The organism is Nocardia sp. N2S4-5, assembly GCF_044628355.1.
In the GTDB taxonomy this organism is placed as follows: domain Bacteria; phylum Actinomycetota; class Actinomycetes; order Mycobacteriales; family Mycobacteriaceae; genus Nocardia; species Nocardia wallacei_B.
This window is the reverse complement of record NZ_JBIUPM010000001.1, coordinates 3,040,598-3,060,643: the sequence shown is the minus strand read 5'-3', so window position 1 is coordinate 3,060,643 and position 20,046 is coordinate 3,040,598. Positions and strand designations below refer to the sequence as shown.

Annotated in this window: 21 protein-coding genes; 10 read left to right on the top strand and 11 right to left on the bottom strand. The window is 65.9% G+C overall.

The genetic code is table 11. The features are described from left to right. Positions 1-8: 8 nt before the first annotated feature. Positions 9-779 (top strand): transposase, encoded by a 771-nt coding sequence (locus tag ACFMRZ_RS13775; RefSeq protein WP_400183064.1) that lies wholly within the window; start codon positions 9-11, stop codon positions 777-779. A gap of 100 nt (positions 780-879) precedes the next feature. Here the strand turns inward: ACFMRZ_RS13775 and ACFMRZ_RS13770 are convergent, their stop codons facing one another. From ACFMRZ_RS13770 to ACFMRZ_RS13760, 3 genes are all read right to left on the bottom strand, one after another. Further along, a complete protein-coding gene (locus tag ACFMRZ_RS13770; RefSeq protein ID WP_400179458.1) occupies positions 880-1,377 on the bottom strand; it encodes a hypothetical protein in 498 nt (165 codons plus the stop codon). A gap of 377 nt (positions 1,378-1,754) precedes the next feature. Further along, positions 1,755-3,020 (bottom strand): IS256 family transposase, encoded by a 1,266-nt coding sequence (locus ACFMRZ_RS13765; RefSeq protein ID WP_400177628.1) that lies wholly within the window; start codon positions 3,018-3,020, stop codon positions 1,755-1,757. 138 nt (positions 3,021-3,158) lie between these two features. Beyond that, a complete protein-coding gene (locus ACFMRZ_RS13760; protein ID WP_400179457.1) occupies positions 3,159-3,431 on the bottom strand; it encodes a tyrosine-type recombinase/integrase in 273 nt (90 codons plus the stop codon). Between the two features lie 581 nt (positions 3,432-4,012). Here ACFMRZ_RS13760 and ACFMRZ_RS13755 point away from each other — a divergent pair. The 4 genes from ACFMRZ_RS13755 (at position 4,013) to ACFMRZ_RS13740 (ending at position 7,403) form a co-directional block, all read left to right on the top strand. Continuing rightward, the gene (locus ACFMRZ_RS13755; RefSeq protein ID WP_400179456.1) at positions 4,013-5,071 is read left to right on the top strand and encodes a helix-turn-helix domain-containing protein; all 1,059 of its coding nucleotides are present in this window, start codon (positions 4,013-4,015) and stop codon (positions 5,069-5,071) included. Between the two features lie 117 nt (positions 5,072-5,188). Further along, positions 5,189-5,746, top strand: a complete 558-nt coding sequence (locus ACFMRZ_RS13750) for a hypothetical protein (protein WP_400179455.1) — start codon at positions 5,189-5,191, stop codon at positions 5,744-5,746. Positions 5,747-5,898: 152 nt separating this feature from the next. Continuing rightward, positions 5,899-6,531 carry an oxygenase MpaB family protein gene (locus ACFMRZ_RS13745; RefSeq protein ID WP_400179454.1) on the top strand — a complete coding sequence of 211 codons (633 nt, stop codon included), beginning with the start codon at positions 5,899-5,901 and terminating at the stop codon, positions 6,529-6,531. Positions 6,532-6,662: 131 nt separating this feature from the next. Then, the gene (locus ACFMRZ_RS13740; RefSeq protein WP_400179453.1) at positions 6,663-7,403 is read left to right on the top strand and encodes an NADPH-dependent F420 reductase; all 741 of its coding nucleotides are present in this window, start codon (positions 6,663-6,665) and stop codon (positions 7,401-7,403) included. Positions 7,404-7,572: 169 nt separating this feature from the next. Here the strand turns inward: ACFMRZ_RS13740 and ACFMRZ_RS13735 are convergent, their stop codons facing one another. Both ACFMRZ_RS13735 and ACFMRZ_RS13730 read right to left on the bottom strand, forming a co-directional pair. Continuing rightward, positions 7,573-8,214 carry a hypothetical protein gene (locus ACFMRZ_RS13735; protein WP_400179452.1) on the bottom strand — a complete coding sequence of 214 codons (642 nt, stop codon included), beginning with the start codon at positions 8,212-8,214 and terminating at the stop codon, positions 7,573-7,575. 148 nt (positions 8,215-8,362) lie between these two features. Beyond that, the gene (locus tag ACFMRZ_RS13730) at positions 8,363-9,574 is read right to left on the bottom strand and encodes an esterase/lipase family protein (RefSeq protein ID WP_400179451.1); all 1,212 of its coding nucleotides are present in this window, start codon (positions 9,572-9,574) and stop codon (positions 8,363-8,365) included. 316 nt (positions 9,575-9,890) lie between these two features. Here ACFMRZ_RS13730 and ACFMRZ_RS13725 point away from each other — a divergent pair, with 316 nt between their 5' ends. Further along, entirely contained in the window at positions 9,891-11,075 is a 1,185-nt protein-coding gene (locus tag ACFMRZ_RS13725) for a spirocyclase AveC family protein (RefSeq protein WP_280271207.1), read from the top strand. Positions 11,076-11,139: 64 nt separating this feature from the next. Here the strand turns inward: ACFMRZ_RS13725 and ACFMRZ_RS13720 are convergent, their stop codons facing one another. The 5 genes from ACFMRZ_RS13720 to ACFMRZ_RS13700 form a co-directional block, all read right to left on the bottom strand. Next, positions 11,140-11,883, bottom strand: a complete 744-nt coding sequence (locus tag ACFMRZ_RS13720; protein ID WP_400179450.1) for a YoaK family protein — start codon at positions 11,881-11,883, stop codon at positions 11,140-11,142. A 351-nt stretch (positions 11,884-12,234) separates the two neighbouring features. Further along, positions 12,235-12,885, bottom strand: coding sequence for an enoyl-CoA hydratase/isomerase family protein (locus ACFMRZ_RS13715; RefSeq protein WP_400179449.1), 651 nt, complete (start codon positions 12,883-12,885; stop codon positions 12,235-12,237). 20 nt (positions 12,886-12,905) lie between these two features. Next, a complete protein-coding gene (locus ACFMRZ_RS13710) occupies positions 12,906-13,550 on the bottom strand; it encodes a TetR/AcrR family transcriptional regulator (RefSeq protein WP_400179448.1) in 645 nt (214 codons plus the stop codon). Positions 13,551-13,588: 38 nt separating this feature from the next. After that, the gene (locus ACFMRZ_RS13705) at positions 13,589-14,434 is read right to left on the bottom strand and encodes a pyridoxamine 5'-phosphate oxidase family protein (protein ID WP_400182855.1); all 846 of its coding nucleotides are present in this window, start codon (positions 14,432-14,434) and stop codon (positions 13,589-13,591) included. Positions 14,435-14,494: 60 nt separating this feature from the next. Then, positions 14,495-14,944: a VOC family protein gene (locus ACFMRZ_RS13700; protein ID WP_400179447.1), complete on the bottom strand. Its 450-nt coding sequence runs from the start codon at positions 14,942-14,944 to the stop codon at positions 14,495-14,497. A 152-nt stretch (positions 14,945-15,096) separates the two neighbouring features. On the opposite strand from ACFMRZ_RS13700, the gene ACFMRZ_RS13695 reads away from it, so the two are divergent. Next, on the top strand, positions 15,097-15,612 hold the full coding sequence (locus tag ACFMRZ_RS13695) for a CGNR zinc finger domain-containing protein (protein WP_280368516.1): 516 nt from the start codon (positions 15,097-15,099) through the stop codon (positions 15,610-15,612). A 10-nt stretch (positions 15,613-15,622) separates the two neighbouring features. Here ACFMRZ_RS13695 and ACFMRZ_RS13690 read toward each other — a convergent pair whose 3' ends face one another. Next, on the bottom strand, positions 15,623-16,249 hold the full coding sequence (locus ACFMRZ_RS13690; protein WP_400179446.1) for a TetR/AcrR family transcriptional regulator: 627 nt from the start codon (positions 16,247-16,249) through the stop codon (positions 15,623-15,625). A gap of 105 nt (positions 16,250-16,354) precedes the next feature. On the opposite strand from ACFMRZ_RS13690, the gene ACFMRZ_RS13685 reads away from it, so the two are divergent. From ACFMRZ_RS13685 to ACFMRZ_RS13675, 3 genes are read left to right on the top strand one after another with little or no spacing between them, the layout of a single operon-like run. Beyond that, positions 16,355-17,527, top strand: coding sequence for a spirocyclase AveC family protein (locus tag ACFMRZ_RS13685; protein WP_400179445.1), 1,173 nt, complete (start codon positions 16,355-16,357; stop codon positions 17,525-17,527). A 2-nt stretch (positions 17,528-17,529) separates the two neighbouring features. Then, positions 17,530-18,345 (top strand): CbbQ/NirQ/NorQ/GpvN family protein, encoded by an 816-nt coding sequence (locus ACFMRZ_RS13680; RefSeq protein WP_280271216.1) that lies wholly within the window; start codon positions 17,530-17,532, stop codon positions 18,343-18,345. Continuing rightward, a complete protein-coding gene (locus ACFMRZ_RS13675; protein ID WP_400179444.1) occupies positions 18,342-20,033 on the top strand; it encodes a nitric oxide reductase activation protein NorD in 1,692 nt (563 codons plus the stop codon). Before ACFMRZ_RS13680 ends, ACFMRZ_RS13675 begins: the two co-directional genes overlap by 4 nt. Positions 20,034-20,046: the final 13 nt, after the last annotated feature.

The following is a 20,046-nucleotide window of genomic DNA, read 5'->3' as shown; positions in this document are numbered from 1 at the left end:
GACTGCGGATGGAGAACGAGCAGCTGATCCCCGAACGCACCTACCGCCGACGACGAGCACGCCTGCACGACAGCGCCCCACCGCGCGGGCCGTGGCCCGCGCCCAAGGTAGAGCGATTCGAGCCCATCGCCGCCAAGTACGCCAACGAGTGGCCGGCATGGGGACATCGCAAGATCGCCGCCATGATGCGCGCCGACGGATACGAGGTGTCGACCTCCACGGTGGAGCGGGCACTGCGTCGCCGTGGTTTGCTGCTGCCGCGCGGGTATCGCGCCGACCGGAAATCGTGGGCGGTGTTGCGGCGCAAAGTGTTCCGCGACCCGCCCACGCGGCGGAACCGGGTGTGGCAGACGGACTTCAGCGAGTTCGAGACGACCGGCGGCGGTATCTGGCGGATCTGCGCGGTGATCGACTACGCCACCAAGTACTGCCTGGCCGTCACCGTGACACCGACCGGGCGCGGCGCTGATGCGCTCGCCTGCCTGATGCTCGCGGTCGCCGAGGCCGAGCGGGTCCTCGGCCTGGATGACCTGCGTGCCGATCGCGGGCAGGTTGAGGTCTTCGGGCCCGCAGGGGAAGTGCTCGGCATGGCGCCCGCGCCGATCGCGGTGGTGTCGGACAACGGTCCCTGTTTCCGCGGGGAGGTGTTCAAGACCGCGTTCGACGGGCCGGACCCGCTGTTGCGGCATGTCCGCACCCGAGTGCGCTCGCCACAGACCAACGGGGTGATCGAGCGATTCTTCGGCACCCTGAAGTACGAGCACCGTTCCGGGACGTGATCGCCGACGGCAACGCCCTGGATATGGAAGTCCACCGCGTGGCAATCGCTCTCGTGCTCAGGGTGCCGGCCCGGCGGTGTCTTGTGACGCACGGAGAGTCTTAGAATGAGTCGTGATCGAAGGTGTACCAGGGGCCGTCGAAGTGTCTGTAGCTGGTCTTATGACTGGTCGGGCGGGGGGCGCTATCGGGGAAGTATGCGAATCCCACGGAGGAGCCCATGAAGCTGTCCTCGGTGTAGAGCCAGCATCCCCCGTCTCGCTTGGCGATCGACGAGACGTGATAGACGCCGAGCCTGGTGCCGTTCGAGGGGGCGCAGGTAACGGCCGCGTGCTCCAGCGCGTCTTTCGACAGCGTCCAGCCGAGCTTTTCCGGCATCCCGGTCCACAACATGGAATAGGCCAGTACCGCTACCGCCGGAGCAATGAGGCTCCGGCGCCAAATGCGGTAGCGCCACAATCCGATCACGCTGATCGCCAACCAAACCAGGCCGACTAGCTGGAGCAGAATGTAGGAGCTGTAGGCGAACCCGAATGACTCTCTCGACATCGAAACCCAGAGCAGGGCGAGGCAGAGGGCAACTGCGGCAACGGCAACCACGGCGGATGCGCGCCTCCACGCCAGGGATGGCATCCGGTCATGCACTTGTCGGCTCCCGGGGTCGATATGGTCAGCGCTGCCGCGTGACCGTAGCAGCTGATGCGAGCTCCCGGCAGCCCCCTTTCCACGCGGGGGTTCGGACCTACTTGTCTGGGTTCGCGTCACCAGCCGTGCCGTAGCCCGCACGGCTGAACTCCCGGCTGGAGACGTTCGAACACACTCAATTCGGCAGAAGAGTGTGGTCAGGCGACCTCATCGAGCCGCCTTGCCGGACAACCGATCAGCGGCATTTCCGGATACTTCACCGGACTAATACTCCAGCATCACTTCGTGATGTGGGACTGTCGGTTTAACGGCGGATCCGACCTCGGTGTGGGTTAGTTCCCGGTCGGGTGGATCCGGCCTTCGAAGGTGATGGCGAAGGCGTTCAATGCTGGTTTCCACCGCATCGCCCATCGTGCCCGACCCTTCCCGGTCGGGTCCAGGGAACGGGTCACCAGATACAGGCATTTCAACGCGGCCTGCTCGCTGGGGAAGTGGCCACGGGCGCGGATCGCGCGCCGGTAGCGAGCGTTCAGGGACTCGATCGCGTTGGTGGAGCAGATGATTCGCCGGATCTCGACGTCGTAGTCGAGGAACGGCACGAACTCGGGCCAGGCGTTGTCCCAGAGTTTGACGATCGCGGGGTAACGCTCGCCCCATTTCGCCGCGAACTCGCCGAACCGTTCGCGAGCCGCAGCCTCGGTCGCAGCGGTGTAGACCGGGTTGAGATCGCGGCTCATCTCGGCCCAATGCTGACGGCCCGCATAACGGAAACTGTTGCGCAGCAGATGGATAACGCAGGTCTGCACGATCGTCTGCGCCCAGACGGTGTTGATCGCCTCGGGCAGTCCTTTGAGTCCGTCGCAGACCGCGATGCAGACATCGGCCACGCCACGATTCTTCAGCTCGGTCAACACCTGCAGCCAGAACTTGGCTCCCTCACCGCCATCGCCGGCCCACAACCCCAGAATGTCACGTTCCCCGGCGGTGGTGACACCGATGACCACATAGACCGGTCGATTGGCCACCTGACCATCGCGGATCTTCACGTGGATGGCATCGATGAACAAGACCGGATAGACGGCGTCGAGGGGCCGGTTGCACCAATCGGTCATCTCCGCGACCACCTTCTCGGTGATCGTCGAGATCGTGTCCTTCGACACCGAAGCCCCATAGATCTCGGCGAGATGCGCCGAAACCTCGCCCGTGGTCAGGCCTTTCGCGGTCAGCGACAACACGATCTCGTCGACCCCAGACAGGCGCCGCTGCCGCTTTTTGACGATCTTGGGTTCGAACGAGGAATTGGTGTCGCGCGGCACGTCGATGCCGACCGGGCCGATCTCGGTGATCACGGTTTTCGTTCGGGTTCCGTTGCGGGAGTTGCCCGTTCCACGGCCGGACGGGTCGTGTTTCTCATAGCCGACATGCTCGGTCATCTCTGCCTCCAACGCGGTTTCGAGCACGGTCTTGGTCAGCTGGTTGAGCAGCCCGCCCGGCCCGACCAGGTCGATACCCTGTTCCTTGGCCTGCGCGAGCAGCTGCTCGGCCAGCTTCTTGGTGTCCACCGCGTCTTTCGCCACGGCAGCCAGTGTCTCCGACATCAGTCGGTCCTTCCTGCCGAACCATCAGGTCCGGCCGATCGGACCGAGATCAAGATCCGCCGTTGTTCCGACAGTCCCTCCCGCGGACCGTAACCGACCAATACACTCAACTCGGCAAAGTAGTGTGCGGTTGAGACGTCATGTGCCCGAGGCCATGTAGGCGGCGAGGATGTAGTTCGGGTGCCGATCGAGGTTGGTGCGCGCCCGGTCGTAGCGCATGGTCGCGCGTGGGTCGGCGTGGCGCGCGGCGATCTGAACATCTCGGAGGTCGACCCCGGCGTCGAGCATCGTGGTGACGAAGGTGTGGCGCAGCATGTGTGGATGCATCCGTGGCAACCGCACCACTGATGCCTGTGCGAGCCGACGCAGCCGACGGGTCGCGCAGTGACGGTCCATCCGGCGGCCGCGCATTGAGCAGGATCGGCCCGCGCTCGGTCGCTACAGGATCGGTCGATGGCTCGGCCGACCGCCGGCGGCAGCGGCACCAGCACGACTTTGGTGCCCTTGCCGACCACCCGTAGGACGCGGTGGCCATGCTCCTCGCCGAGGTCGTCGATATCGGATCCGCAGGCTTCGAAGATTCGCAAGCCCAGCAGTCCGAGCATGGCGACGAGCGCGAAGTCGCTGGGATGCAGGGAATCTCGCGCCGCGGTCAGCAATGCTTCGAATTGCAGATGCGAAAGCCCCAGCGTCGGAGATTCGTTGGGCACTCTCGGTCGGCGCACGTACTCGGCTGGTGAGTGTTCCAGGACGCCGTCGATGACGCAGGTGCGGTAGAACCCTGCATCCAGCGCACATACCGTTCGACCTCCGCACGGACCATCTCGAGCGGCGTCAGCTCGTGATCGGCACACCAGCGGAAATACAGCCGGAGGTCGGAGGTGCAGTGGATACGGGAGCTTCCTGTGTAGCGAGCGAGGTAGGCCGTGCAGGCCAGCCGCAGCACGAGATCGTCACCGGCGAAAGCGACATCGATCTCGGTCGAGGTACCCATGCTCCACGATGACCGCGAACGGCAACCTATTCACCACCCTGATCGCGGCATGTGCGGATGCCGGAGCTGTCTATGGTTCGGTGGTGCGCTCCGGGTCGTCACGCCACACGGATTCGGCTGGTATGTGCAGACCCTCGGAGATCGACCGGGCCTCGGCACCGAGGTCGCGATGCGCTTCTCGCTGGCAAACTTCGGCTTGCTGGGATTCGCTATGCTCAGCAGCCCCACCGCCGGCGACGCTCTTCGAGTCGCACTGCAAACTTTGCGGATCGGCAACCGATTCATCGACATCACGGTCAGCCTCAGCCAGACGACAGGGCGGATAACGTTCCGGCACGAGGTCCTGCCGGCTGACGTCCGTGCCTTCCTGCTCGAACGTGACATCGTCATCATCTTCGGAGCGATCGTGTTGCGGTGTCTCAGCCCACGACTCGTAGATCGTCTCGGCGATACGCGCTTCGAGTTGGCGCTTCCCGACCACCGTGCGGAGAAAATGACCGATGGCATGACTCGGATGCTTGCCGACCTCGCACACGATCCGATCCGACGATTCCGGATCATCGCCGACCGCCCGACCACAGAACTGACGTTTCCACTCGATCTTCTCGCGGAACCGATGTCGATGCCGGATCCGGCGACCGCTGCGCTGTGTGAGCAGCACTGCTTGGATCTCTTGCAGAGTCGACATGAGCGCGGCCGGCTCGCCGGCAGAATCCGCGCCATGCTCCTGCACCAGATCCAGGCCGCGCCCACGGCAAGTGAGATTGCGGCCGGACTGAACATGGACCGTCGCACTCTGCATCGACGACTCGCCGAGGAGGGCACCAGCTTCCGTATCCTCCGCGAGGAGGTTCGCTGTGCGCTCGCCATCGATATGCTCGGGCTCCTCGACCTCACCGTCAAAGAGACCGCGGCCCGCCTCGGTTACGCCAGCACCGCGGCATTCAGCAGATCGTTCACGCGATGGACCGGCAATTCACCGAGTGCCTACCGGACTCTTCCGCAGCCCGCGCGGCGCGACATCGGCGGCGCCGGAGCTCCGACGCCTTCGGGCTGAATCACACGGGTCATCGAGCCTTGGGCCACGTCAGGGGCTACGGAGACGCCCACGCGCCCCAGCTATCTCTCCGATGCCGAAGCGGAAACGATTGCCGCAGGACTGACCACGATCGTTGTGGAACGTCTTGTCGACGCGGTCGATCGTGGCAACGTCACGGAATTGGTGTTCCGAGATGGTTCGACGAGGCCGGTTCCGCACGGGAGCTGGGTGGTGAACTGCACAGGGTATCTGCTCGCCAGAGAGCATCCATATGAGCCGTACGCGTCGGCAAGCGGAGCAGTGCTGTCGATTCAGCAACGTTCGGCGACCCTGCAGCCGGTCACGGTTCAGTCCTATTTCATGACGCATCTGATGTTTCTCGATCGCCTGCGGGATGCGCCGCTGTACGAACTTGACGTCGAAGAGCTCCGACGTAAAGCCAATGGGGTGTTGCCGTACGCGTTGATGGCGCTCAACCAGCACAACTTCAGCGTTATCGCCGACAGTGTTCCGATGAAAGCGTTCCTCGACTGCGGAGTCGATGTCAGCCGCTGGTACCCGATTCCGCGACGACTGATAAATGCCGCGCAGTTCCTGCGGACGCATCGCCGAGATCGTGACCACCACAGCAGGACGTTGGAGACGGTGCGCGAACGATTCGACGTCCGATGTGGGCGATTGGGAACGAACTGACCGTCGTGGGGAAGGGGCGCACGTGAGCACATCGGGACGGCAAGCGTCACTGCTCCGGCGGTATGTAGGCGACCGCCGATTCTTGCTGGCTCTGCCGCGCGCTGGGTCTGCAGATTCTGCATCCGGCGATCGCGTCCGCGCTCGACCAGCATGTGCGAATGCGGCTGTGGCTGCACGAACGACGGACGGCGTCGCGCGCCATCGCGGCGGCCTACGACGATCGGCCCCGCCGGCATGCCATGGCCGCGATCCATGAGCACATCAAGGGCGTCGACGACAGGGGGCAACGTTTTCACGCCGTGCATCCGGACGTATTCCACTTCCAGCACGCGACCTACGCGGAAAGCCTTGTCGTAGCGATCAATACGTTCATTTCACCGATGTCCGACCGTGACCACGAGCTGCTCTATGAGCAATGCTGCGAGTGGTACTTGCGATACGGGGTCTCCGCGCGCCCGGTCCCGCCGACCTGGGCCGAGTTCGTGGACTATTTCGAGCACGCCTGCGGTACCCGCCTTCGCCCTACTCCGGCGTCGCGCAAGTTCATGCCCGTGGTGTTGCGGCCGGATGCCTGGGTTCCGAGGTTGCTGCCGTCCGCGGTGGCCCGCGAGCTACAGCACCCCCGAGCGCGAGAGCTGTTCGGCGTGGCGGCGGGCTCCGGAGACCGCGTCGCATTGCGCACCTACGCGGCCGGACTCCGGCTCGCGGCGCCCCTGGCGCCGAGCAGATTGCGGTACGTGCCCTCGGCGCGCGCCGACCACCGTGGTTCGGGACGGGGTTTCTGAGGCCGGAGTTGACCGGAGGCCGCCTCCGTTTTATGCTCGATCAAATACGGATGCCGACTCCGTTTTGCTCCGGTGGGGCAGCGGTACGGGTCTGTGCTGAGTGAAATGGACGCTGACAGAAGGAGTTCCGCATGAGAATCGGTGTGATCGGTACCGGGTTCATCGGCAAAACGCTGACCGTGAAGTTGAGTGCGGCCGGGCATGACGTGAAAGTGGCGAATTCGCGGGGACCGGAGACGATCGAGGCCGAGCTGCTTGCCTCGGGTGCGCGCGCGGTGTCCTCGGCCGATGCGGTGCGGGATGTGGACGTCGTGATCTTGTCCATCCCCTTGAACCGGATTCCCGATATCGCACCGTTGATCGCCACCGTGCCCGCCGAGACCGTCGTCGTCGACACCTCGAACTATTACCCGTCACGCGATTCCGCCATCGAGGCCATCGAGAATGGTCAAGTCGAAAGCCTCTGGGTCGCAGAGCAACTCGGGCGGCCGATCGTCAAGGCGTGGAACGCTATCGGGTCCGACTCGTTCGCTCGAAAGGGCGCGCCCGCGGGAACCGAGGGACGCATCGCCATCCCGGTCGCGGCCGATGACGAGAGCGCGCGTGCGGTGGGCATGGCCTTGGTCGACGACACCGGCTTCGACGGGTTCGATGCCGGAACGCTGGCGCAATCGTGGCGCCAGCAGCCCGGCTCCCCCAGCTACTGCACCGATCTCACCAGCGACGAACTGCGAACCGCACTGCCGGCGGCCGACGCCGCGAGATTGCCGAAGCGCCGCGACTTGGCCGCGGCGGTCATATTCGAGCGAATCGAGAAGTTGAAGTCGACCCCAGAACATGCCATCCGCGTGAACCGTACGGTATTCATGTAGATCTCCAGCGGGACCGTGCCCGCAGTTGAACACCGACAGGCCACACCACCGACGCGGCAGTGGTGGACCGGCTCCGCGCGCTTGCCGGGGCGGTGGGGTCACCGCCCCGGCGATCTCGAAAGATGTGTTGTCACAGTCTCATCGGGGGCTGGACGCCGCGCCCCGAGTCTCAAGCCGGACCGCCGTGCAGACGCGGTCCACGGTGCATTCCGGTCCCGCTGGTCCGCGGGTTGTCCCGGGGAGCGGTGGCACCTTCGGCCAGGCCGGGTGCGACGTTCGCCGGTCGGGTCGCCGCGTTGTCGACTTCACGCCGTCCGAAGGCGAGATCGCGGACACTGTGCACCGACAGCCGGCCCAGCGAGGACGCGGCGAAGAAGAGGATCACCGCACCGAGCCCGTAGAAGAGGGCGAGCTGTATGAGCGATTGTTTCCAATCGGAGCCCGCGACCGGGGTGCCGATGTCCAAGCCGAAGGGACCTGCCAGCACGGGGCCGATCACGAACCACGCGCCGGCCGCCGCGGCCAGCCACGCGCCCGCGAGCGCGACGACACGGTTCCCGCTCGACAGCATGAGCAGGCCACCGATCGCCGCGGCCACACCCGGGAGCACCTGCAGCCAGCCGCGCGCGGCCGACCACACCCACGGTTCGTCCGGGGTATAGGTGAAATCGAAATAGGGCCCGATGAACGGAATGAGCGCGCCCCAGATACCCAGCAGAAGCACGGCCAGCCCGCCCAATGCGCCGCGGCTGCGCGGAATACGTAGCCGACCGCCGCGCCCGGTAGACGTATTCTCCTCGACGTCTCTCATGACGCCTCCCATCATCGACAGTAATGGCGTTCTCGCATTACCCGTCGTGGGCGGAGCTACGCGTCGCACCGCGGTTTGTCTCACCGCGCACAGACGACTCCGCCGAGTGGCCTGCGGGAGGTCACTCGGCGGAGGTGTACGACCGGGTTTACAGCTTGCCGCCGCCGCCGATCAGCCACGGGTTGAAGGTGCAGACCAGTGGTTGTGACGGGTCGAGGGTGTTGAGGATGATCGAGAGCACCCGCGGGGAGTACATCAACGTCAAATGGTCCGACAGGTCCTGCTCACACCCGTCCTGCAGGGTGATGTTACGCACCGTCGCACCCGGACCCGCGGTGAGGAACGTCAGATCATACGGAGTGGTCACCTCGTCGTAGCGGGTACCGACCACCGTGTAATCCACCCCCGGCACCGTGTCATCACCCGCATTCAACGCGTTGACGAAATCCGAACCCACCGTCTGCTGAATCCCCGAATGCCCCACGAAGATCTCCACCAGACCCAGCACATCGATCCCGAAATTGTTGATCGCCCGCCCCAGCGCACCGATCCCATCCAGCGTGGTGCCGTGATTGGTGGCACCGAAGGTCAGCAGATGATCCACCTTCGACGCCCCACCCTCGAACTTCAGATACTGCCGCGACACCGCCCCACCCTGCGAATGCCCGACGATGTTCACCTTCTGCGCCCCCGTCGCCGCCAGCACCCGATCCACGAACACCGCGATCTGCTTGGCCGAGTCCTGGATCAACCCCGTCCCGTTCGCCCCCGGCAGCACCGACCCCAGCCCGCCACCCTCGACCAGATTCGACTGACCGTAGTTGAACGTGAACACACAATGACCCGCATCATGGATCGGCTGGGACACGAACGCGAAGTTGTCGTACGCGTTCTCCCACGTCCCATGGATCAACACCACCGGCTCGGGATGGGCCGCGGTCGGCTTACAGTTCCAGTCGTTACTGCCCGGCGGCGCCACATTCGGATTCAGCAACCCGTACCCGAACGCCGCCAGGAACGCCGACGACGCCGGCCCGTACCCCACCGTGTCCGACGAATGCCCACCCGAGGACCCCGAACTCGACCCCGAACCCCCATAACAATCACCCGAACCATTCCCCGACCCCGCCCCACTACCCGACGTGCACGCGGACCCGGAACTACCCGCGCTACCCGTATCAGCGATCGGACGCGCCGCCGGATCCTTCAAACCCTGCCCGATCACATCGGCCAACTGCTGCTCACCGGACACCGGCGCGGGATCGGCGTTCACTCCGGCGCCCGGTAGTCCTAACGCGAGGACCACCGCGCTCGCCACCAGGGCGGCGCGCAGTGTCCCGCGGATGGTCGTTCGCTTCATCAGATACCTTTCTGCACACAGGTGCGGTTCGGTTCCCGCAGTTTCGAATTCGCTCACTTCGAGAACCGCGGATGACGCTAAAACCGGTCGGCCGTGTGCACGGCAGTAAAAAGAAGCACTCCGTGGAAATCACCATCGGCATTACATCGGGGATAGGAACAGCCACAGCGCATCTCCGCCCTCGGACGGAAGTAACTCTCGCGGCATCCCCCATGGCGTAGCTGCTCCGCAGCACCTAAGATACTCGCTGTCTGTTGAGATACTTGTTGGTATATTGCTGGCGTAGAGCATGCGACGGCATGGGTATGGAGGCATCATGAGCGAGCTGTCGAGCGAGAAGCCCCCGGTGGCAACGCAATTCGGCGGGGCGGCCACCTCCGGCGGAGCCACCGATCCGGCAGCGCAGGATCGTCTCCGGGTGAAGCGCGTGCAGATCTGGGCAACCGCCGGCGGGCTACTGTTGGCGCTCCAGTTGTATGTATGGGTGCGATGGGTGACCGGGCCGTATTTCGAGCGGGTGCCCGACGGGCCGACGAGCCCACCGATGTATATGAAGGCGTTCTTGACGATGAACGCCGTCGTGGTGTGCGTCGGTCTGCCGGTGGCGATCTGGTGGTTCATCATCAGGCCGTGGCGCCGGGAGCGCAGGATCACCCTCGACGGCATCCTGCTGGTGTCCATGGGGCTGATGTTCTTCCAGGACCCGCTGCTGAACTACTTGAACACCTGGTGCACCTACAACACGTGGCTGTTCAATCGGGGGTCCTGGTCATCGAATATTCCGGGCTGGGTCTCGCCGGAACAACCGGGCCATCAGGTTGCCGAGCCGCTGCTGGTCAACGCTCCCGGCTACACGGCCGGGGTCCTGATGCTCACGATATTCGGCTGCTGGGTGATGCGCCGGATCAAGTCGCGCTGGCCGAATATCACCAATCTGCGACTGATTCTGGCTACCTACGCGTTCACCTTCGTGCTCGACTTCGTCATGGAAGCGGGCTTCATGCTGCCGTTCGGGCTCTACACCTATCCCGGCGCGATCCGTTCCGTGTCGTTCGCCGCGGGCACCTATCACCAGTGGCCGATTTACGAGGGACTCATGTGGGGTGCGGTGCAGGCGGGCCTGTGCTGTCTGCGCTACTTCACCGACGATCGGGGTCGCACCGTCGTCGAGCGCGGATTGGATTCCGTCCGTGGCGGATTCGTGCGCCAGCAGTTCGTCCGATTCCTCGCCGTGTTCGCCGCGGTGAGCGCGTGCTTTTTCTTCTTCTACAACGTTCCCGCACAGTGGATCGGCATGCACGCCGATCCGTGGCCCACGGATCACCTGAAGCGCTCCTACTTCAACGGGGGCATCTGCGGTGACGGCACCGACGTACCGTGCCCCGACCCCGCCCTCCCGATACCGACGAAGCGTTCGGGATACATCGACACCGAGGGCAAGTTGATCCTGCCCGAAGGGGCGCATGTCCCCGACACGGTGCCGTTCGAACACACGAAGTGACCCAAGCCTTTCCGGACCGGCACGCATGTCCGTGACAGGCGTGCCGGTCCGGCCGGACATATCGCTACGAGACCCCGACTCGCCGAAGCTCCGGCGCGTCGCGGTCGGCGGAGGGGTGGGATTCGAGTTCGTTCGACGGTGTGGGAAGGCGGCGGCTGCGGTCGTAGGCGAGCCCGGCGAGGGCGATGAGGACGCAGGCCGCGGCGGGCAACAGTAGTGCCGCCTCGCCGATCCGGCTGCCGAGGACGGTGCCCGCGACGCTGCCCCCGATGAACGTGATGACCGTGGCCGACAGTACGGTGGCCCGCCAGCTGTCGATCCGGTGCCGGCGTGAACGCCCGATGAGCAGGCCGAGATCGGTGACGGTGCCGGTGAAATGGGTGGTGCGGATCTGCATCGTGCGCAAGCTGGAACTAGCCCCGTTCTGCAGCCCGCAGGCGAGCGCGGCGAGGAAGACCGACAGTGTGTCTCCCAACCAGGCGAAGGCCAGCATGAGCAGTAACGCCTCGCCGGCCATGATGGCGCTGTGCCGAACTCCCGCATGGGTTTTCGCGGGCGCGAGGATCGCGCCGGCCGCCGCCGCACCCATCAGGAATCCCAGGATGATCGCGGCCAGCAGGCTTGTTTCGAACATCCACGGGCTGGCGGCGTCCATCCCGAGCTGCGTTGTCGTCGCGGTCACATTGGCGACCGGGAGGGCTAAGGTCAGGATGGCGACGGCATTGACGAATCCCGCGATCGTCACGAGCAGTGATCCGTAACCGAGAACGAGCGCGCGATGCGGCGTCGTGAGGCTCATGGCAGGCATACAGCTCCCCGAGTTGTTGTCTGACACTGGCAAACAGGACAAAACGTATCAGGGTTACCTCAGAAAAAGCTGTGAAATTCGTCCGTGCGGCCTCGAAGACGCAGGGCAGCAACGTAATCGCGCACCGACGGCCACCAAGGCGGGCACGCCCGCACGGACCGGCCGCTACGCCAATTCCCTTGCCACCTAAGGTTTGTAAGCGAATCTGACCGAATCCGCGCCCATGGTCCGACGTTCGGCGGCGCGTTCCAACGGAGCCGGCGGTGTCGGGGGCGATCGCGCCCTGAGTGCCATCCGGCACCACGACAACCCCTGGCATCCGGTCGTCCCCGTCGACGCACCGGATTTCAATTACTGACCCAACGCCTCGACGACGGAAGCGAACATGGTCGCCTTGATGGCCCGGACCGTGTCGGGGTTCTTGCCGAGCAGTGGGTTCAGGCGTTCGATGGCGCGGTCGAGTAGCTGGTCCTCGGTGGCGGTGTCGTCGACGAGTCCGGCGGCGCGGGCCTGCGGGCCGCCGTAGCGGTGGCCGGTGGTCATCGCGGTGATCGCGGCCTGCGGACCGAGTTTGGCCTGGATCAGGGCGGCCATGCCGGGCGTGAACGGGATGTTGATGTCGACCTCGGGGAAGCAGTAGTAGCCGCGGTCCTCGCGCATGACGCGGTAGTCGTGTGCGATCGCCAGCATGGCCCCGGCGCCGAAGCTGTGACCGTTGACCGCCGCCACGGTCGGCATCGGGAAGGTCAGGATCCGGGCGAACAGGCTGTGTACGCGCCCGACGTACCATTCCGCACGGTCGCCGTGGGTCATCAGGAAATCGAGGTCCAGGCCGTTGGAGTAGAACTTCCCGGCACCGACGGTCACCATGCCCTGCGCGGTGGCCTCGATCTCGGTCAGGTGTGTGTCGAGGCTGTCGAGCCAGTCTGGGGAGAACCGGTTCTCGTCGTCGCCGAGGTGCAGCACGGCGATCTTGTCGCGATAGGACAGCTGAGTGGTCATGGTGGTGCCTTTCGATTCGATCAGGCGGCCGGGTCGCCGGGCCGCGCCGGTTCGGGAGGAGTGAGTGCCAGTACCGCCCGCACCGCCGCGGCGAGGCGGGCGCGCGCGGGGGGATCGGGCTCGCGCTGCCCGCGCAGCAGCAACGCGGTGGGTAGTTCCACCACGCAGTCCCGCACGACCGCCACCGACTCGCGGTCGGCGCGATCCCACAGCTCGCGTGAGAGCCGGACGAACAGCGTGGTGAGGGCCTTGTCCAGGGCGGTCAGCCGGGCGGCCACCTCCGCCGGGAGATCGCCGGCGCCGAGCAGTTCCGCGCGGTCCACGGTCAGCAGAAATCGTCCCGAGACCGGGTGCCGGAGCAGATATTCCGCGGGCGCGTCCGCCGCGGCCACGACGGCTTCGACGGCGTTGCGCGGCGCCGGTCCGGCGGCCAGAGCCTTGTCTACGGCTTCGCGCTGTAATTCCAGGAAACGCTCTGCCGCGCGCACCCAGACCTGACCCGTCAGCCCCGCCCGCGAGCCGAACGCGTGATAGATCGCCCCGTTGGATACCAGCGTGGCCTGCGAGAGCGCGCGAACGGTGACCGCGGCCGGGCCGGATTCCACCGCGATCCGTTCGGCGGTATCCAGCACCCGGTCCAGGTCGTGAGTGCGAGGGCGGGGCATGACCGAACTATAACAGAGCGACTGCTCTGTAATTACGCTCAGGCGGGATTGACCGGTGAGAGTTCCGGTGGCCCCCAGCGGAGCGGTCCGGCGTGGGGTATCTCCACCACCTCGGTGATCTCGAATTCGATCGCGCACTGCGCCCCGGGCGCGAAATCGCTTTCATCCCAAAGGATTTCGGCTGTGCCGGTGAGTTGCAGGGTGGTGCCGGTGTGCCAATCCGGGATGAACAGCCCACAGCGCGGATCGGTGACGATATTGCCGAGGGTCATGAACATGGAGTTGCCCCGGTAGTCCGGCCAGCGCAACCGGGACGGTGAAAGTACCTGTAGGAAGCCGGGATTGCCGCCGCGATGCGAGGCGTCGGCGTTGCCTTCGGCGTCGACGGTGCCGATGAAGAAGGTGTCGGCGTCGGACACCGCCCGTTGCTGCCGGACGTCGAGCGTCGCGGAGCGCCTGGCCGGGCCCGGAAGGGTGGGGCGGAACTCCGTGATCGCCCGCCGGGAGATGTACTTCGGGCAGTTCGAATACACCTGGTCGGTGGTGATCCGAAGCCCGGCGTCGGTCGGTCCGGCGGTGCCGTTCACCCGCATCCGCCGGCGGCGCTGGGGCTGTAGCGCGATCAACCCGACCTTGCGCGCGCCGCGCAGTGGTTCGGCCAACGGGTCTTCCGACACCGGACGCGCGTCCACGGCCACCGTGCGCGCGTCCTCGGCGTGTGCGAAACCCGGCAGGCCGACGAGCTGACCGGTCCAGACCCGGCCCGCGTCGTCGGCCGCCGCGAGGACGACCATCGGCTGTTCGGCCAGGAACGCCGCGGCCGCGGCGGGGATCTCGGGGCGAATGATGCGGCCCACCCGATCGGCGCTGTCGGCCTGCCCCATGCGGCGCTGTACGGCCAGCTCACCGGCGTGAAATACCGTGGTCACAACGACTCCCGCGAATCAGAAGAAGCCACAGGTCGGTGCCGCGCCGCTCGGCGCGGGAGCCGATTCGGCGCCCCCGGGTGCGTACACCTCGAGCCGGATGCCGTCGGGATCGTCGAAGAAGATGCCGCCCGAGGCCGCGCCCTCACCGTGCGCGACGACGCCGTCGTGGGCGAACGTCACCGCGAGATCCTTCAGCACCGTCTCCACCTCGCGCACCTGCTCGATGGTCTCCACCTGGAACGAGAGGTGGTGCAACCCAGGGGTTTTCGGGGAGAACTCGCCGGCGCTCTGCTGCCACAGCGTCAGCTGGAGCCGACCGTCGGCGCCCAGGAAGGCGTAGCGGTGCACGCCGTCCCCGCCACCGAGCTGCTCGAAACCCAGTGCGCGCCGGTAGAAGTCGACGGACCGATCCAGATCGGTGACGTTGAGGCCGATGTGGCCGGTGGCGAGCTGCGGTGTCGTCATGGCGATCCTTCGGTAGGAGTAACCGTCAAAATTAGTTTTGACAGTTATAGAACCTAAGGCTGTGCCCAGCGCTCGTCAACCCCTGAAAAGAATTTTGAGGGTTAGAATGCACCGGTGACCCAGTGCACGGGAGGGGATGGTTAACCTCAGGCATGCGCGACCCACGCCCGCACGTCGGCGAACCGCTCGCCGTCGACCTGCTGAATACGCGGTGGATGTCGGCGGACGGCCCCCGGGACCTCCTGATCGACCTCGACGGCCTGCGCTGCTGGCTGACCGTCAACGATCTGTCCGACAGCGTGCCCGACGAGCGCACCCGCCACGCCCTGCTGTCCACCCGCGACGCGATCCGGCGCGCGGTGTGCGAGGACGCCTTCGAGGAACTGAACCGGATCCTCGACCACGGCCGCATCCGTCGCGTGCTGACCGCCGCCGGACCGGCCGAGCACCCCGACGTGCCGCGGTCCGAATGGCTGGCGGCCTGGCTGGCCGCGGACAACCTGCTACAGCTGCTGGCCGAGCGCCCCGGTCGCATCAAGCAATGCGCGCATCCGCAATGCGTGCTGTTCTTCTACGACACCTCGAAGAACGGCACCCGCCGCTGGCATTCGATGGCCGCCTGCGGCAATCGAGCCAAGGCCGCACGTCACTACGCCAGGAAATCCTGAGCGCCACAGGTCATTCGGCGGGGGATGGCTGGGGATCGGGGAGTTTGATCGCGGAGACGTACATCTCGAGGATGGGGCGGTAGAGATCCAAGGTGTCGAGCTGGCTGGCCAGTTCGATGGCATCGGTGGTGGCGATGAGGACGTGGGCGAACGTCAGGGGTGAGAGGGAGAGGGTGGCGCCGATGCGGTCGAGCCCTTCGGCGACGAAGGTTGCCAGGGCCTGGGCTACCTCGGATCGCTTGGCGGCCACACGTTCTCGTGCTTCGGGGTTGCGGAGCAGGTAGAGGGTGAACTCGTGGCCGAGGGCGGCCTGCCCGGCGCCGCGGTCGTCGCTGAGCCGGCGCCAGCGCTGGGCGATCTCGTCGAGTTCGGGTGCGCCGACTTCGGTAGCCGCCGAGATCACCTCGGAGAAGGTGTCGAAGTAGCGGCGCCAGTAGCGGTCGTTCACGGCCAGGAAGAGGTCTTCCTTGGCGGTGAAGTGCTTGTAGATGGCGCCCTTCGTGTAGCCGGCCATGCGGGCGATGTCGTCGAGAGTCGCTGACATGAAGCCCTTTTCGGCAAACACCGCCTCCGCCGCATCCAGCAGCAACGATCGGGTGTGCTCGAGGCGTCGCTCCACTGTCCACCGCTCAACCATGCCCCGGAGTCTACCAAAGAGAATCCGAGCAACCCATTGGATGCTGAGATACCCGTTGGTATATTGGCGTAGCCGTGCCGCGACGATCGAGAAGGAGACGGTGTCATGAGTGGACCGTCGGACAGCAAGACCGCGCCTACAGTCACCCAGTCGGCCGGTGAGGTGGCCGCGCTGGGCGCCCAGGTTCGATCGCGGGGGAAGCCGGTGCGCATCTGGGCGACGCTCGGCGGCTTGATCCTGGCTTTCCAGCTGTACGTGTGGATTCGGTGGGTCACGGGTCCGTATTTCGAACGGGTGCCGACCGGACCGAGTGATCCGCCGACACTCATGAAGGTCATTCTGATGACCTGGACCGCGGTGATCATCGTCGGTCTGCCGGTGGGCATCTATTACTTCATCGTCCGGCCCTGGCGACGGGAGCGGCGCATCACGCTCGACGGGATGCTGCTGGTGGCGTGCGGTTTGCTGTGGTTTCAGGATCCGCTGCTGAATTACTTCAACACGTGGAGCACATACAACACGTGGATGTGGAACATGGGCTCCTGGGTGTTGCACGTCCCGGGGTGGCGGTCCTACGGGGAGCCGGGTCACATGATGGCCGAGCCGATCCTGATGAACGCGCCCGGTTATTCCTACGGCGTGCTGCTGTGCACGATTCTGGGCTGCTGGATCATGCGCCGCGCCAAGGCGCGCTGGCCGCGGATCAACAACTACGGCTTGATCGGCGTGCTGATCGCGTGGACCTTCGTTTTCGATTTCGTCATCGAGGGCCTGTTCCTGATGCCGATGGGTCTGTTCACCTATCCCGGCGCCATCAAATCGCTGTCGATCAACGCCGGCACCTACTACCAGTGGCCGCTGTACGAGGGACTGATGTGGGGCGGTGTGCAGGCGGGTCTGTGCGCGCTGCGCTATTTCACCGACGACCGGGGCCGCACCTTCGTGGAGCGCGGACTGGAGCGGATCCAGGGCGGATTCGTCAAGCAGCAGTTCACCCGGTTCCTCGCGATCTTCGCGGCGTGCAGCGTGTTCTTCTTCGTGTTCTACAACCTGCCCGCGCAGTGGTTCGGCATGCACGCCGAGTCCTGGCCGGAGGACATCCAGCAGCGTTCGTATTTCGACATGGGTATCTGTGGTGAAGGTACGGATCGGTTGTGTCCCGATCCGGTTCTCCCGATACCGGGCAACGACACCGGCTACATCGATCCGAACGGCCGGCTCGTCCTGCCCGAAGGTAAAGAGCTACCGAAAATCGTTCCGTTCGACCGAGAGAACTGACCATGCTGACCAATAACCATGCCGCGCGCACTGTTTCGACGGCCCCGTTCTACAAAGCCGTCGGTGACGAGGTGGAGGTATTTCGCGCGGCGGCCGGTCGGGGCCTGCCGGTGTTGCTGAAAGGCCCCACCGGGTGCGGAAAGACACGGTTCGTGGAGGCCATGGCCGCCGAGATCGGGCGCGATCTGATCACCGTCGCCGGACACGAGGACATGACGTCGGCGGATCTCGTGGGCCGGTTCCTGCTCAAGGGCGGCGATACGGTCTGGGTGGACGGGCCGCTGACGCGGGCCGTGCGCGAGGGCGCCATCTTCTATCTGGACGAGGTGGTGGAGGCGCGCCAGGACACCACCGTGGTGATCCATCCGCTGGCCGACCATCGGCGCGAGCTGCCGGTCGACCGGCTCGGCACGACACTGTCCGCGGCGCCCGGATTTCAGCTGGTGATCTCCTACAACCCCGGCTATCAGAGCGTTCTGAAGAACCTCAAGGAGTCGACGCGGCAGCGATTCGTCGCGATCGAACTCGGGTTCCCGCCCGCCGAGATCGAGATCGAGGTAGTCGCGCACGAAGCCCGGGTCGATATCGACACGGCCCGCGCGCTGGTCACCCTGGGCAACGCCATCCGCAATCTGGACGGGTCACCGCTGCGGGAGGTGTCGTCTACGCGGATGCTGATCCTCGCCGGTGGCTTGGTCGCGGAGGGACTGAGCTTGCGCAGTGCCGTCCAGTCGGCCGTCGTGCAGGCATTGTCCGACGATCACGAAGTCGTCCGCGCGCTCGGCGAACTCGTCGACGCCATCCTGCCCCGATCATGACCGCCGAACCGGACAGCGTCGACCGGTTCCGGCTGCTCGCCACCTTCCTGGCGGGCCGGTCGGTCGACGTCGTGCCGGCGCCGGCCGGCACGGCCGCGCACACCAACGGCCGGACCATTTTCCTCACGGCCGGTTCCGACGCCGAGCAGCGCCGCGAATTGCTGGTGCAGGCCGCGCTGCTCGGGGCGGGAAGCCTGGAACAGCGCTTGCTGAAGTCCCTGCGGGGACGCCCCGCGGTGGCACGACGCTATCTGGCGCTCGAGGGTCGGCGAGTGCTCGCGGAACTCGCCGACCGGATGCCCCTCGCCGCCGACCTGCACGTCGTCGGGACAGCGGGCACCGCGACCGCCGAGGAATCACTCGCCGTGGCCCGAGGACGCAAGCCGGTCGCGGATCCGCCGGAATGGTTCGGTGTCATCAGGCCCTCCCGCTTGCTGGCATCGACCGCGGGACCCGGGGCGCGGCCCACCGACAAGGAGCTGCGCCTGGAATTCGACCCGCTCGACGTGCCCGAGGCCGACGACGAGGACGACGACACCGCGGAATCGGGCGAGAGCAAGATCGCGAAGCTGTTCGAGAATCCGCTGTTCAGCTCGCGCACGCTGTTGGACTTCATGCGAAAGCAGCTGGGCGGCAAGCGTTCTCCGGGTGACGGGCCGGCGGGCGCGGAGGCGCCGGTGCGTGCGGTCCGGCGGGCACAGCAACTCGGAGCGCATGCCCGCCCGCTCCCGACGCGAATCCATTTCACCGACGACGACAAGCCCGGCGTCGCAGTCGGCGTGGGCGGCGCCCTCTACCCGGAATGGGATGTCCACCACCAGCGATACCGGCCCGAATGGTGCCGGGTGATCGACTTCCCGTTCACGGCCGACGCCGATATCGCCGCCGCCGGGGTACCGGCCGACGACGTGCTACGGCGACGCCTGGCCCGAGTCGGCTTGGGCCCCAAAGTACTTCGTGGCCGACCCGACGGCGACGAACTCGATCTCGAGGCGCTCATCGACCTGTTCGTCGACCTGCGCTCGGGCTACTCGCCGCCCGAACACGTCTACCGCGAACACCGCAAACTGGCTCGCGATCTCGGGGTCCTCATCCTGCTCGACGCCTCCGGATCGGCCACCGACACCGATCCCGACGGCCTCGCCGTCCACGACCATCAGCGCCGCGCCGCCGCCACTCTCGCCGTCACTCTCGAGGAACTCGGCGACCGGGTCGCGGTCTACGCCTTCCGATCACAAGGCCGCCACGCCGTCCATCTCCCGGCGATCAAAACCTTCGGACAACGTTTCAGCGCCGTCGGGCGAGCCCGGCTCAACCAGCTCGAGCCCTCCAGTTACACGCGCCTCGGCGCGGGCATTCGCGGCGCGGGCGAAATTCTCAAAACCCAAGCGGGAACCCGGAATCGGCTCTTGCTCGTGCTGTCCGACGGGTTCCCCTACGACGACGGTTACGAAGGCCGCTACGCCGAGGCCGATGCCAGTAAGGCTCTGGAGGAACTCCGCGCCGAGGGGGTCGGATGCCTGTGCCTGTCCCTCGGCGCCGGCGCCGATACCGAAGCGCTCGAACGTGTCTTCGGCTCCGCGGGCTACGCCGGCGCCACCACCCTGGCAGAGCTGAGCCCCCGCATGGACGAACTGTTCCTCGCCTCCCTCCGGGAACTCAGCGCGCCGAAAGCGGTGCGCGGATGACGCCGGAGATCGC

Excerpts from the sequence above, each read along its gene's own strand:
- ACFMRZ_RS13735 (WP_400179452.1), bottom strand. The coding sequence starts at position 8,214 with ATGAGAGACGTCGAGGAGAATACGTCTACCGGGCGCGGCGGTCGGCTA.
- ACFMRZ_RS13680 (WP_280271216.1), top strand. The coding sequence starts at position 17,530 with ATGCTGACCAATAACCATGCCGCGCGCACTGTTTCGACGGCCCCGTTC.
- ACFMRZ_RS13705 (WP_400182855.1), bottom strand. The coding sequence starts at position 14,434 with ATGGGGCAGGCCGACAGCGCCGATCGGGTGGGCCGCATCATTCGCCCC.
- ACFMRZ_RS13700 (WP_400179447.1), bottom strand. The coding sequence starts at position 14,944 with ATGACGACACCGCAGCTCGCCACCGGCCACATCGGCCTCAACGTCACC.
- ACFMRZ_RS13740 (WP_400179453.1), top strand. The coding sequence starts at position 6,663 with ATGAGAATCGGTGTGATCGGTACCGGGTTCATCGGCAAAACGCTGACC.
- ACFMRZ_RS13675 (WP_400179444.1), top strand. The coding sequence starts at position 18,342 with ATGACCGCCGAACCGGACAGCGTCGACCGGTTCCGGCTGCTCGCCACC.
- ACFMRZ_RS13765 (WP_400177628.1), bottom strand. The coding sequence starts at position 3,020 with ATGTCGGAGACACTGGCTGCCGTGGCGAAAGACGCGGTGGACACCAAG.
- ACFMRZ_RS13730 (WP_400179451.1), bottom strand. The coding sequence starts at position 9,574 with ATGAAGCGAACGACCATCCGCGGGACACTGCGCGCCGCCCTGGTGGCG.
- ACFMRZ_RS13720 (WP_400179450.1), bottom strand. The coding sequence starts at position 11,883 with ATGCCTGCCATGAGCCTCACGACGCCGCATCGCGCGCTCGTTCTCGGT.
- ACFMRZ_RS13710 (WP_400179448.1), bottom strand. The coding sequence starts at position 13,550 with ATGCCCCGCCCTCGCACTCACGACCTGGACCGGGTGCTGGATACCGCC.
- ACFMRZ_RS13725 (WP_280271207.1), top strand. The coding sequence starts at position 9,891 with ATGAGCGAGCTGTCGAGCGAGAAGCCCCCGGTGGCAACGCAATTCGGC.
- ACFMRZ_RS13715 (WP_400179449.1), bottom strand. The coding sequence starts at position 12,885 with ATGACCACTCAGCTGTCCTATCGCGACAAGATCGCCGTGCTGCACCTC.
- ACFMRZ_RS13755 (WP_400179456.1), top strand. The coding sequence starts at position 4,013 with ATGCTCCACGATGACCGCGAACGGCAACCTATTCACCACCCTGATCGC.
- ACFMRZ_RS13695 (WP_280368516.1), top strand. The coding sequence starts at position 15,097 with ATGCGCGACCCACGCCCGCACGTCGGCGAACCGCTCGCCGTCGACCTG.
- ACFMRZ_RS13690 (WP_400179446.1), bottom strand. The coding sequence starts at position 16,249 with ATGGTTGAGCGGTGGACAGTGGAGCGACGCCTCGAGCACACCCGATCG.
- ACFMRZ_RS13775 (WP_400183064.1), top strand. The coding sequence starts at position 9 with ATGGAGAACGAGCAGCTGATCCCCGAACGCACCTACCGCCGACGACGA.
- ACFMRZ_RS13685 (WP_400179445.1), top strand. The coding sequence starts at position 16,355 with ATGAGTGGACCGTCGGACAGCAAGACCGCGCCTACAGTCACCCAGTCG.
- ACFMRZ_RS13760 (WP_400179457.1), bottom strand. The coding sequence starts at position 3,431 with ATGCGCGGCCGCCGGATGGACCGTCACTGCGCGACCCGTCGGCTGCGT.